Raw genomic sequence first — 14,034 nt, forward strand, 5'->3', positions numbered from 1 at the left:
TCGTACTCGATCATGTTACACGGCAATATTCAGATATTCTGGGTAAGGGGTTTCGATATAGTCTTGGGCATCATAAAATTCAGACGCAAGCACCATCAAAATAGCATCTTCACTAAAACTGTACATGCTATGCCAGTCTTCTGGCTGAATAATCAGGCACTTATCAGGGGAGTCGAGTAAATAAGTTGACTCGTCTGTGCCATTGTTGTTATAAATTACACAGGCACCACGAATACAAATGGCTGCTTGTACGGTCTTAACATGGCGATGTCCGCCACGTACTGAACCATCAACACCGTAGATGTAAAATATTCTTTTAATGTCAAAAGGTACCACCTTTTCAATTACCGTGAGGTTGCCGCGTTCGTCTGTAAAAGTTTTTAAATTAATTAAAGAGGCCATAGCTTGTGAATCTTTCTTTATAAAAATTTTTATAATAACCAAGTAAGGTAAGTGTGATTGATCGTCCTATCACACGGTTTATCCATTCAATATCATTCGTTACTTCGTAAGAAATAGCAGTAGTATTTGCTTGTTTTATTTTCTTTTGGGCTGCTGTTAATGCCTTAACATACGGCTTATAAACCTTATATATTAGTTGTTTGGATAGGAAGTAATTCTCAAAAGTTAATTTATAAGTATTATTCCGGGTATATTGAAAAGCATGATAGTGGTAAAAAACCAAGTCGAAGCTTTTCCCTGTGGCAAGCTCTTCACCCTTAATTTTTCCTGATTTTTTACTGAAGGTATATTGTTCCACATTCCATGGTGCAACGCCACCGCCAAGGTGCTGAAGCACATGAACAGTATCAAATCTTTCAGCCCAGTTATCTAGGTATTTTTGATCTCCAAATTTTCCGTCTTCAAAACGGCAATAGCACCACTCTATACATGCGTTTACCCACCAGTTCAATACTTCCATGCCAGCTTCAGTATTTTTAAAGGTCATAAACTGTACACAATAAATCCCACTTGTAGCGGATTGATCATGATGCGGTGTAAATCGGTGCTCCGTGATCATTACTGACTTATCACCCATTTCATTATAGAGTACTCTTGGGTCGCTAAAAAACAACAGATCTGCATCTACATAGCTACAATGGTCTAATCTGTAGGTTTCTATACAATGCTTTATGGTTGATGAGGCGCAAGTCCAGCAATACTCTCTAGGCGTTCTTTCTGATTTTACTGCAAGTAGTTGCTCATTTTCAAATTCCTTTAAACTAACGATGGTTGCATGTTTAAGGTTAAGCGCTCTCAGGGTGTTATAACAATGGTCGTCAAATGCAAAGATATACAGATGGAAATGAGTGCAATGCTGCTCCAAAGAATAATACATTGCCATACCTCGCGACAAATAATTGGAGTTAAATAAAGTACAGAAATTAAGCATGTTTTAATGAATTAATAAGGTAAAATCCTTTGTTGCTAGCCACCTGTTTGCCATCTATGTACATATCTGCTTCGCCAGGTACATAGGAAGGGAAAGAAGAGACCACTTTGTATTGGTTAGAAAAATGGTTTAGAAAGAGTGTTTCATTAAAAAACCAAGAAGGGTAGGATGCGGGGTAAATTTCATCGGGTACTGTCTGTAGGGTCAAGCGGTCTTGAGGCTTATGGTTGAAAGCGGTTCTGTCGAAAAGAATGAAATCAAAGTTATAGGCTGCTAACTGTTGAAGAAACTCGTGTGGTTTTTCTAGGTACTGGACCGAACTGGACAATAGTATCAGGTCAATTTTTTGCACTGATAGGCAAACCTCAATTCCATGATAAAATTTGAGTTGCTCATTTTCAAAATTGGCTTTGCCACAGGCTACATAATGTTCTTGTTCAACAATATTCCAGCTTGAGCAAACCTCTGGCGTTAGAAATTCTTTCAGCTGGTAGTAGGTGCTTCCCAATGAACCGCCAAAATCAAGGATATTTAATGGTTGTTTTTTTAGCTTAGCACTAAGTAGCAGAAAAGCAATTAGTGCGTGAGGGTATTCTTTTTTTTCAAAAATTACAGAATCACGCTCATAAACCGCCTCACCATTTTTTACCTTGAGTAAGGCATTTTTGGTGCGCTCAAGTATAACATCTGCATCATAACCTCCCGATTTAGCACTCACTTCGCTCCAAGAGGAATAATCCCCGAACCATCCGAATTGATTTTTTTTTCGCTTTTTAAACAGGCTTTTCAACATTTTTTACTGAAATTTCTGCTTACAAGACAATGGGATTCTCAAAAGGTCCTATATGAATTTTAAATATTTCGATTTTTTTCTTCCTGTAGTATGAGCGGCTAAAAGGGTTGTGATAGACAAAAGGCAGGCTTAGCGTTTTAATGTCATAAAAAGCTTTTTTGAGGTACTATTCTCCTCGCAAAAATTTCGAGGATGTTTTGATGTGGTATTGATGAAAATATAGATAGATACCTGTAATGTGTCTTATGCTGTTTTTGCTTGCCTTAACTTGGGGTTATATTCCATGCTACTAGTGGTTTAGGAAATTACTTTAACGAGGTTAACCTTTTTCGGGGTGCTGAAAATATACTGGCTGAATACAGGCTGAAGAGAAGCTAGATGAAAGCTTAAGACCATATCTAAGGACTTGTACGCACTTTTACGGAGTTTTACGGACTTTTGAGGATTTATATGGGGGTAAATTGATAAGAAATGTCTAATTTAAGAAAGATAGGGGAGAAATACGGGGCGTGATGTGCTCTTTTTAAGGGTATTCGTACTTTGTTTACTCCTTTGTGGTTTATTTGGATTGTAACTATTTGCTTTTGAAAAAGATACTGCAGCGTTATTTTGCTTTATTTATTTTAAGTTTTTGTTTTTTTATAATCTAATTTATAATTTAGGACCGACCATTCCATCGGTGGTCGAAACCAAACAACAACAAGTACAAAGCCCCCTTTGTACTAGGCTATTTAATTTATCAACGTTCATCTATGAATGCTCTCTTTCGATTAGGAGCTGCTACCTTATTGGTGCTGCTTGTAATGGATGCTGCTAATTCCCAGCAACCAGTGTCCGCAAAGCTATTGGATAGTGTTAGCGGCGTTGCTGGTAAAATTCCCCAAAAGGTATCCCGAGAGTTTAAGGAGCAAAAAGGTAAACTGTTTTCGGCAAGTCCCTTGTCTTTTTTGTCTGATTCGTTAAAATCATCAGCACCTGTTAAGATGAGCGATATTTCTCTGGGTACTGGGATGCAGCGCATTGGTAATTCTTATAGGGCTGTGTATTCGGTAGAAGGTAAGCTCATGCTTTTTAAAATACCTATTGATCTACAGTTAAGCAATAATCAAACGATTAATTTAATGGATAATCCCTTAAGGGGAAATCTCTTTAAAGCAGGATTCAATAGGGAGGCCTTTTTGAAATCGTTGGTGCCAGAGCTGGACCAATATCAGCAATTAAAGGAAAGTGTATTTAATGGGCGACCGGTTTCGACCACCTTACGTGAGCAAATGATGTTGCAAATTCAGAAAACGAGTAAGGAGAAGCAACAACAATATGCTAATGTATACCAATATATTAACCAATATGGGAGTGTAGAGGAATTATTGAAATTGGATGAGGCTACCCTTAGGACCAAAATGAAAACCATGGCCACACAACGAGGCGATAGTTTGAAGAACAGGGGAATGGCAGCGGCAAAAGTAAAACTGGAGGAAGGTAAGCAATTAGATGAAGGTTTGCTGGATAGCCTAAGTCAGCAAGTTTGGGCGATGAAACAATTGTTGCAAACTAATGGGATTGCTCCTGAAAGGATTGGTGATATTGAAAAACAAGTGCTGTCTTTAAAACCAGATTTAAATGCCTATGCTTCCAAGTATGGCATTAACGATATTAGGCAAAAGGGTTGGCAGGGTCTTTTGAATAGGCTGGGTGATGTGGAGATGGGTAGCTTTGGGCAGCAATTGCCTGGCAGTTTTATGAATAAGGATCTGTTTCTAGAAGGGGGCTCTATTTCTCTGCAAACTAGTAAGGGACCACTACAGTTGGGCTTGGCGTCGAGCCAAGATATTGGTTTTAGCAAAGACGCGGGTTTTACCCATTCTAATTTTAATATTCCCAAGCTGGTTACGTTTGTAAGTGTTCCGGTAATTGGCAATGGTTATGCCAAAAGTCGTATTAGCTGGACTGGCAGTATCGAAAAACAATCTTATCGTTTGAATGAATCGGCGGGGATTAGCCCCAGGTCTGGTTCCGCATTGACGCTTAGCCAGGAACTGGGTTCTGAGAAAATGGGCAAGTTTACTTTGGAGGTTTCTAAATCTGCCGCTTCTTTTAGGAATGTAGGTCAAATTGGTTCAGAACACCTGCTTTTAGAGCGTAATACTTTTGGTAATTATTTTAAGGACGATCTTTTTGAGACCATGGCTTTTGGTGTGAAATATGATTTGAATGACCAAAAATCAAGATTAAATACCAATGTTTTTTTTAACTACTCTGGCATCGGTTTCCAAAATCCAGCACAACAGGGTTTTGGTAATATGGGGATGCGTATGGGTGGAGCGGTTAAGAAGGGCTTTTTGAAGAATAAGGTAGTGCTGAATTTGCGAGGTGATTTTAAAAATACCCCAGTAAGCGGAACTAGCGGTGCCCATTGGCAAAACCATAACCTTAATATGGAAGCTAGGTTCAGGTTTTCGAGGAAGTTCAATTTTGCAGTAAAATATATGGACAATGGTGTGCAAAAGAGCGGGGTAGGTGCTGAACAGCAGCAGTCTGTTTATGGTTCAAGAAAATATCAGTTTGATGCCAGTAGCAGCTATAGGCTATTCAAGAAGTCGGGCTTTAGCCATTTGGTGCTAGGCCTGCAGGATATGAGTAATCCTATTGCAAATTCTGCCAGCCAGTTTTTAACAAGCATTTACACCCAGAGCCTTTCATTAGGGGAAATTACCTTAATGGGCAATGTTTTCTATAATAAAGAGCTGCGAAGTCAGTCGATATTGGGTGACATGGTGAATGCAGATGCCGCAGTGCAGTACAAACTATTAGAAAAGGTAACGGCTTCTACAGCATTGACCTATCTTAACAATACTGGCCAGGCCAAGCAATTTGGGATTAAACAAAATGCACAGTTTTCTTTGTGGAAGCACATGGAGGTTAATCTTTATGCCGATGTGCGCAAAAATATGATTACGCCTTTGTACCCAGATCTTTTTGCCAGCAATAGGGCAGAGGTTTCACTTAAATACTACTTCAGATAAAATGAGATATTACAAAGCGTTTATCGCTCTTTTGTTACTGCTTTTTACTTCTTCGATGGTTTCGGCGCAAGTAAGCATTGATTTTATCCCAGCCATATCTGGATCTACATTGGATGGCTTAATGAATGTGCGTATTGTTAACGTTGGTCCCAAAAGAAACATTAGGCTTGAAATTATGGTTGTACAGGATTTTGAGGTGGTTACCGAAGAGGTTGTACACATCATTACAGAGCCATTTGATATACATGCAGGGGTGAACACGGTACCACCTACCATAGTTAGAACTGCACAGGTAAAAATTGGCAATGGCGCTGCGGCCCGGTTTTTACAGCAAAATGGCTATTTCCCTTCCGGGCAATATGTTTATGATTATAAGGTTATGGTTGCTTCTACACGGGAAACACTATTGGAACAAAGCTTTATGCATGAGCTTACTCCAGCTGCGCCGCTTAACTTGGTTGAACCTTATGACAAAGATGAGATTTGCGAGTTAAGACCTCTTTTAAGTTGGCAGCCTCATTTTCCAATGACACCAGGTGCCCAATACCAGTTGGTGCTTACCGAAATTAAGGATAAACAAAATGGCATAGAGGCCCTGCAATATAATCTTCCTTTAATTAACCAAAAAGGTATTTCGGCCAACTTAATGATGTACCCGGCGGTAGCCCGTGATCTGGAAAAAGGGAAAAGCTATGCTTGGCAGGTGACCGCTTACAAGGGCAATACGGTACTTAACCGATCAGAGGTATGGACTTTTAGTATGAAGTGCGAAGATAGCGTAGCTAAGGTTACAAACAGAGATTTAGGTTACCGTTTGATAGAAGATCTTGCAAGAGGGAACAATTATATTACATCAGGAATATTGAAAATAACCATTGCAAATGCTTATGCATCACAACAGCTCCGATATGAAATTACTTGCGTAACCTCTCCGTTGCTAAGCTTTAAAAAGCTACCTGTTATACAGCTTGTGGAAGGTAAAAATATGATAGCGATAGATCTATCAGAAGAAAAGGCATTAAAAGATAACTATACCTATATTTTAAAGGTTTGGTTGCCCAATGGAAATGTAAAACAGTTAAGGTTTATTTACAAGGAATGAGACGTTTTGGAATAGTTATGATACTTCTTGTATTGCTTGGCTGTAAGGGAAAGACAAATGGATACAATGAAATTGAGCGGGGTGCCGTTAGTGTAAAACTTTTTGAGCCAAAAAAGGTTAGCGACCCTTATAAAGTGAGGGTGTTTATAGATAAGGAGCTGCAAGTAAATTCAACACAAAATAACAAGATGTTGTTTGCTCCCGATAGCCTTTTTTATCTTTCATACAATGGCATCAAGCAATATGCCGAACAGGTGGAGTTTGTGGCAAGTGGTGTTAGCGGATGCTTTGAGTATATGGTGTATTTTCATCAGGGTCACCAATCTGTCTCCAATTTTGTTTTTAACGACCGCTATCTTACGCAACAGGAATACAAAATTCAATTAAACAAAAACTAACAATTTTTATAGGTTATAAGCTCTTCAATCTTGATAATGAGAAAACGCTACGAAAAGAAAATCGCATTTATACTATTAACCATTTGGATCTTAAACATATGTGCCCCTCTAACTGGTTGGGCCCTAACTTCGGGACCTTCGCAACCTGAAATGGCTAATTTTCAGCCAGCGGGGACTACTGAATTGGTAGATGTAAGTTCTGGGGATTTTAAATATAACATACCATTAATGGAAGTGGATGGTTATCCGATTAATTTGAGTTATCAATCGGGTGCTAGTATGGAAGAAGAAGCCAGTTGGGTAGGGTTAGGGTGGAATTTAAATATAGGATCTATTACCCGACAGCTTAGGGGCTTGCCGGATGATGCTTCTGGCGATGAAGTAAAAATTACGCATGATGTAAAACCCAAAGTAACCATTGGGGGCAGAATTACCGGAAAAACTGAGCTAAGAGGTAGGGGTAATACTCAAAAAGCAAAACCAAGCGCTTCTTTATCAATAGGCTTATTTTATGATAATTATACCGGAATGGGAGCCGAACTTGGTGCTAATGCCGGTATTTCGCTTTCAATGATGAATGATGGCCAAATGACGGCTGGTTTGGGTATTGGTTTAATGTCCAGTACAGTAAGCGGCGTAAGTGCCAATGTGTCGCCATATATGAATATGCGCATTAGTGAAAATGCCAAAACAAATATGCTAAGTTCTGCTGGACTTAGTACGAGTTTAGGTTATAATTCAAGATCTGGTATAAAAGACTTGAGTTTGGGACTTAGTTTTTCCAGTAATATGTTGGCTCGACAAAAAGAAGGCCGTAAAGCATATACTGATTTTCGACAAGGTCTATCATCTTCAATAAGCTATAATACCGAACCAATATATCCGAGCATACAAGTACCCTTTAAAACAAAATATACATCGGTAAGTTTAGACGTTGGGGCTGCTGCTGCTGTTTGGTTTTTTGGAGGAGGTTTTACAGGCTATAAAAGTGTAAAAGAAGTTACTAATCGTACTTTTAGCAATCAGGCATTTGGTTTCTTATATGCCGATAGGGCTGAAAATAATCCTTTGGCCGTTATGGATTTTGTGAGGGAGAAAGATAATCCCGTAACTCCTACCTTGCCTAATATGGCTATTCCGGTACCCTTGCCAGATTTGTTTTCTTATAATAATCAATTAGGGGGAGGACAGTTTCGACTGTATCGTGCAACAGGTATTTTTGGAGATAATGAGGCCACAGATCGCGCAAGTACCACTTCTATTGGAGCTGATGTTGGATTTGGAGTTCCTCCGTTTGGCGGTGTTCATGCTGGCGTAAGTTTATTTAACCAAAGTGGAACAACTACCTCAAGATTATGGAAAGATCAAAATAATTACTTCGCGAGAGGAAAATTCCGAGGTAGGGAAGAAGCCAATCCAGCAAAAGATCATGTTTATTTTAAAATGGTTGGTGAAAAAACATTGGAAGATGAAGCTTTGGTTGATCAGAAGATGCTGTCGGGAAAAGATTTGCTCTCTATTGGTGTTAATGGGATAGTTGCCCAAGAGCCCTTTAAAGGTAGAACTGAGACCAATGAAATTAAGAAAAACAAAATGGAGCCTAAGCGGAGCGTTATCAGTCACCTGACAGCGAAAGAAGCTCGAGTAGCTGCATTGGATAAGAAGCTTTGGTCGTATCCAAGCGGGGTTTTCACCAATCTTTCAAAAGACGCAAACTTTACCGGGCCAGGCAAGATCAAAGAAATTAACGCTAGCTATCGAAAAAATGATCATATTTCTGAGATTAGTGTAACTGCCGCTGATGGAGGAAGGCAAGTGTATGGGATTCCTGTTTATAATACGAAACAAGTTGAGTATTCTTTTGCATTGGGCAGTATAGGCTATACACCAAACGAAAACCAAGTAGCTTATACCAAGAATGGAACAAATATTAACCATAAAAAGGGATTTGATTACTATTACCATGAAGAGGAACAGCCCGCTTATGCTACAAGTTACTTACTTACCGGAATACTGTCGCCTGACTATGAAGATAATGATGGTGTAGATGGAATTTCGGATAATGACCAGGGACATGCAATTAAATTTAACTATACCAAAGAAGATAAACTATATAAATGGCGAAGTCCATATACTGCAAATAAAGCAATTTTAAATAAAGGGTTGTTAGCCGATCCTTTTGACGATAAAGGTTCTATTGTTTATGGTGAGAAGGAGCTATGGTATACGCACTCCATTGAATCAAAAACACATATTGCCTATTTTATTTTGGAAGATCGTACCGATGGATTAGGTGTAGAGGATGTGCATGGCGGCAAGAATACTACGGTTAAACAAAAGAAGCTAATGGCAATTAAACTTTATGCCAAGGCAGATAGAAGTAAGCCTATCAAAGTAGTAAGATTTTCTTATGATTATTCGCTCTGTCCAAATGTTCTTAACCAGGAAGAGAATGGGCAGGGTAAACTTACCTTGAAAAAGGTATGGTTTGAATATGGGAATATTACCAAAGGGCAGCACAATTTTTATGCCTTTGATTATGCAGATAAAAATCCTTCTTATAGCTCATCTGCATCTGACCGATGGGGTTCCTATAAAGGACACCCAAGTGGGGCTTTATCCAATGAATACTATCCGTATTCTTTGCAAAATCAAACTGCCGATGAGAATGCCAGTGCCTGGAATTTGAAAACGATTACTTTGCCTACCGGAGGAAAGATCAGTGTAGACTATGAGTCGGATGACTATGCCTTTGTACAGGACAAACGTGCTATGGTGATGATGCCGTTGACAACAATGGTGAATGAAGAAGGGAATGACGAAACCGATTTGATTAAGGCCATAGGGATGAAAATTGCACTTGATGATTTACCTGCTGAACAAAAAGGAGACATTACCCCATGGTTTAAAGAAACTTATTTAAATGGCGCCGATTATATCTACGCCAAATTACTGGTTAAAATGAAGACTCGCTTTGCACCAAGCGAAACGGGGAAAGAGCATGATTATATTGCCGTACATAGCAAAATAGATACGGTAGTACGCAACGAAGGGGATTCCTCTGTAATTATAAAATTAGAGAAAAGGGAGGGAGTAAACCCCATTGTAGTTGCTGCATGGCAAAAAATCAAAAATGAATATCCTCGATACGCTTATAGAGGTTTTAGTGATATGCCAGATGCCAATGTGGACGCAGGTAAGGCTATAAAGGCAGTGATTAGCTCTTTTAAAAATCTTAGCGAACTAGGTGTTAAATTTAACACCAGGGCCCAGTGGAGCGAGAATAGATTTGCTAGTGAGTATGATGCCAGTAGTAGTTTTGTTCGTTTGGTAAAAACAAATGGTATAAAAAAAGGAGGGGGCAGCAGGGTTAAGGAAATTAGGATTGATGATAGTTGGGGAGATATGGCCGGAAACAGTAATCAAAACAAGATTTATGGACAGCGCTATGAATATACCACTGAACGAGATGGGAAAATGATCAGTAGTGGGGTGGCTGCAAACGAACCTACACTTGGAGCTGATGAAAACCCATTAAGACAGCCCGTACCCTATATTGAGCAAATTAGCGGCGCATCCAGTAACTTTTTTGCGGTGGAGGAACCATTTGGAGAATCTTATTACCCAGCACCTTCAATTGTATACAGCAAAGTTACCGTAAAGGATTTAGCGCCTGGCAGCTTATTTGGCAGCACACCTGCCACCGGTAGTACGGTTCATGAATTTTACACGGCAAGAGACTTCCCTGTAAAAGTAAAATACAGCACTATAGATTCTTACCGTGATACACCAGATCTGTTATTTAGCCTTGTATCGGCATCAAGTATAGATAAAATGAGCTTTTCACAAGGTTACAATATTGAGCTTAACGATATGCACGGCAAACCGAAAGCCCTTAGAACCTTCAATAGCAAAGGTGCTGAAATAGCCTCTACCGTTTACCATTACCATGCTAGCAAGAGTGGTTTAGACGGTTTAGAGCTTAATAACAAGGTGTCTGTTGTAATGCCTGATGGAAAGGTAAAAAATAATCAAACCATAGGGGTAGAAACGGATTTTTTTGTTGATATGCGGGAACAGGAATCGCGAAATAACGGAACCATGATTGCTACTGGTGTTGATATTGTGACGGGTTTTATTATCCCTATTCCTTTGCCCCATTTTCCAGAGTACCAAAACGATGATTACAAATTATTTAGATCTGCCTGTGCTGTAAAAGTGATTCAAAGTTATGGGATTATAAAGGAGGTGGTGAAGACAGAAAATGGGTCGTCGGTAAGTAGCGAAAATATTGCTTATGACTCCTTGACGGGTGAAGTGCTGATAAGCCGTACAAAAAATGAACACAACCAGGACATTTATAGTGTGAACCTGCCTGCCTATTGGGTATATAAAGGAATGGGAGGTGCCTATCAGAGTACAGGTATCATCATTAAAGACTTCTCGACAGGTATTAATGGAGCATTAGATAACAGGTTCTCTTCGTTGTTTATGCCAGGAGATGAAATACTAGCCATTGGAAAAACTGAAAATAAAAAATATTGGATTATTGAAACAGGTGGCGTAAAGAGGCTGATAGATGAAAATGGAGAAACAAGAATAGAAGGAGATCCAATTGAATTTGTAAAAGTTGTGCGTTCTGGCTTTAGGAACATGCTTAACGCAGGCACATCTTCCCTAATTTGCATGGCTAACCCCATTGTAAATGCGGGAGCCTATAACAAGTTGGTATTAAGTGATATCGGCAACTTGAAAGATTATGAAGTTTTGCAAACTGCTGTTACAACCTTTGATGAAAAATGGGCGCCTGCCTTTATAGAGAAAAAATATGAACAGAAAATAAAAGAGATAAACAAAACATCTATATGGGCGCATATTACGGAGAGCGACCCTCAGGAATATGGCTATGGAGGAGGATTGGGGTCATATAAGAGACAAACCCATGCCCTTTTAGAGATAAAATTTTATAAGAGTAATTCTTTTGGTAAGCCTGCTTTTATTCCCGAAAATATGGTTAATTGGACAGGGCGGCTGTGGTTCATAAATGGTAAGAATCCTTTTTATCGAGACTTTAATAACCAAAATCAAACGGCTCTCCAGAACAATGAAACTAAAATTATAAACGGACAAGTGTATTCATATGTATGGTATTCAAGATCAGCTTTCTCGAATGGTTATGAAGATCATAGACCTTATTTATATAGGAATGATTGGGGTGTTTCTATTAGTGGTCCACAACCAGTATATCCTTCACCTTTAACATCTGATTGGAATAGGTATAGGGTTTACTATGACAATTACGCACCAATAGAACACAAAATAGATACCGTTTATGAAACTATTGAGGCTCCTTTTAATCCATATCATCATGGCTATCTTGGTAATTGGAAACCATCGGAAACAAAAATTTATCAAGCCAATAGGACCAATACTATTCAAGCAAATGCTCCACAACTTAAAAATAGCGGGCATTTTACAGAACTATACAACTACTGGAACAATAATGGCAATACTAGTAACGGTTGGGCAGTAATTAGCAATACCTATAAAGATAAATGGGTAACGGCCAATACCATAACTCAATACAGCAAACAAGGGCAGGAGCTGGAAAATAAAAACGCCCTGGGTATATATAGTGCAGCAAATTTTGCTTTTGGGGGTCAATTGCCAGTGGCTGTTGCTTCAAATGCCCGCCATAGAGAGATTTACGTAAATACTTTTGAAGATGTGCTTTCTAGTTCAGAAAATGCTATCGACCTAAAGCGCATTGGAAGTACTACGCCGGCATCACTAACAACATTTATTACCATCAATAATGCGCATACGGGACATAGATCTCTCAAATTACCTAGTGATGGAGTTATTTTATCTACGGCGGTACATGATAAGGAAAATAAAGCCGCACCATATTTTGATATAGATGCCATCCGTAAAATATATACGATCAAGCCGTTTGAAAACAATCCGTTGCCAGCAGGATTTCAACCAAAATATGGGGCAAATAAATATGTATTTAATGCTTGGGTAAAGGATGGGCACCCACTGGATAAGGGCGTGTTTTTTAAGCTACATAAAAATACTTCTGAAGTAAGCCTAACTTGTAAAGCTATTGTAGAAGGATGGAAATTGATAGTAGGGGTAATGGATCTTGGCGACTTAGCCAATAATGCCGCACTTCAAATTAAAATAACACCTAATAGTGGTGAAACCATTTATGTAGATGACTTAAGGATTCATCCAAAAGATTCGCACATGAAAACCTACACTTATAGCCCTTTTAACTTCAAATTAATGGCCGAATTGGATGCCAATAACCTGGCTACATTTTACGAATATGATGATGAGGGAATTTTATCTCGCGTAAAAAAGGAAACCGAGAGAGGAATTGTAATGGTGAAAGAGAGCCGACAATCTAACGTGCGTCGTCAGCAGAACTAATGTACAAGAGCTAAATTTATAATAGGCACTTATATGAAAATTAATCATAATAAAAGGTTTACCCAATTGGTTGTTGTTATGGCCATAACGCTTACGGCATTAGCGGTAGTGGCAATGACTGGTGTAATGAAATTTTCGGCAAAAAAAGCTGAAAGTCAGATGCTGAATCATGCTCCGATAATAGAAAAGGCTACAGATAAGCAACTTCTAAAGCAATATGCTCAACTATTGTCGAGCATAGATCCCTCGAGAACAGAGTATTTCCAAATGGGAAGTGTTAAAGTTTTGCAGGAAAAGGATTCTACCGTTCTGTCGCCAGAAATGTCTTTTGTTGTGGCCCGTAAAAACAACGATTGCTACTACCGTTTGGGTGCTACAGAAACCTATAACTTGCAGGGCGTATATGTATACGTTAACCATAGCACCAAAAAGGTAATGCTATCCAAGCAAAAGCAAATGGCGGGCACTAGCTTTAATTTGACCAAATTTCCAAAAAGGTTTCAGGATGAAGGTTATCAGCTTTCGAGCTTTATAAAAGGCGGCAAACGCCAAATTAGGTTAGTTAATCCTGCCCACCTTATTTACAAAGAGTATTCGCTTAGCTATGATACGGTTACCCATAAGGTGACGGAGATTTTTACCAAAACCGCTAATGAAACCAGCCCAGAGAGCCAAGGGAGGGGGAAACTTATTTATGTAAGTTTTAGCAAGCTAGCTAATGAGGCCGACCTCAAAAAATATGATCCTTTTGAAGTAGTTAAGCAAAAAGAGGGGCAATGGCAACTACAGCAACGCTTTAAAGGATACGAATTAATTTCTATGTAGGACATTGATTTTTTAAAATAACAATACTATTCCATCTTACTTAAGCTTTACAAGATATTTTA

8 protein-coding genes are annotated in these 14,034 nt (G+C 38.9%); 5 read left to right on the forward strand and 3 right to left on the reverse strand.

Annotated features, from left to right (window positions below):
* Positions 1-15: 15 nt before the first annotated feature.
* The 3 genes from ABDV71_RS03190 to ABDV71_RS03200 are packed head-to-tail and all read right to left on the reverse strand — an operon-like array spanning position 16 to position 2,186.
* Positions 16-402, reverse strand: coding sequence for an FdtA/QdtA family cupin domain-containing protein (locus ABDV71_RS03190; RefSeq protein ID WP_343530977.1), 387 nt, complete (start codon positions 400-402; stop codon positions 16-18).
* The gene (locus tag ABDV71_RS03195; protein WP_343530978.1) at positions 386-1,393 is read right to left on the reverse strand and encodes a glycosyl transferase; all 1,008 of its coding nucleotides are present in this window, start codon (positions 1,391-1,393) and stop codon (positions 386-388) included. The genes ABDV71_RS03190 and ABDV71_RS03195 overlap by 17 nt, the downstream gene beginning before the upstream one ends.
* A complete protein-coding gene (locus ABDV71_RS03200; RefSeq protein WP_343530979.1) occupies positions 1,386-2,186 on the reverse strand; it encodes a TIGR04325 family methyltransferase in 801 nt (266 codons plus the stop codon). Before ABDV71_RS03200 ends, ABDV71_RS03195 begins: the two co-directional genes overlap by 8 nt.
* Before the next feature lie 752 nt (positions 2,187-2,938).
* Here ABDV71_RS03200 and ABDV71_RS03205 point away from each other — a divergent pair.
* The 5 genes from ABDV71_RS03205 to ABDV71_RS03225 are packed head-to-tail and all read left to right on the forward strand — an operon-like array spanning position 2,939 to position 13,972.
* Positions 2,939-5,209 (forward strand): hypothetical protein, encoded by a 2,271-nt coding sequence (locus ABDV71_RS03205; RefSeq protein ID WP_343530980.1) that lies wholly within the window; start codon positions 2,939-2,941, stop codon positions 5,207-5,209.
* A gap of 1 nt (position 5,210) precedes the next feature.
* Positions 5,211-6,311 carry a DUF928 domain-containing protein gene (locus ABDV71_RS03210; RefSeq protein WP_343530981.1) on the forward strand — a complete coding sequence of 367 codons (1,101 nt, stop codon included), beginning with the start codon at positions 5,211-5,213 and terminating at the stop codon, positions 6,309-6,311.
* 17 nt (positions 6,312-6,328) lie between these two features.
* Positions 6,329-6,709 (forward strand): hypothetical protein, encoded by a 381-nt coding sequence (locus ABDV71_RS03215; protein WP_343530982.1) that lies wholly within the window; start codon positions 6,329-6,331, stop codon positions 6,707-6,709.
* A gap of 36 nt (positions 6,710-6,745) precedes the next feature.
* Complete coding sequence (locus tag ABDV71_RS03220) at positions 6,746-13,147, forward strand: hypothetical protein (RefSeq protein ID WP_343530983.1); 6,402 nt, start codon at positions 6,746-6,748, stop codon at positions 13,145-13,147.
* A 33-nt stretch (positions 13,148-13,180) separates the two neighbouring features.
* Positions 13,181-13,972, forward strand: a complete 792-nt coding sequence (locus tag ABDV71_RS03225; RefSeq protein ID WP_343530984.1) for a hypothetical protein — start codon at positions 13,181-13,183, stop codon at positions 13,970-13,972.
* The last annotated feature ends 62 nt before the right edge of the window (positions 13,973-14,034 follow it).

The organism is Pedobacter sp., assembly GCF_039594775.1.
In the GTDB taxonomy this organism is placed as follows: Bacteria; Bacteroidota; Bacteroidia; order Sphingobacteriales; family Sphingobacteriaceae; genus Pedobacter.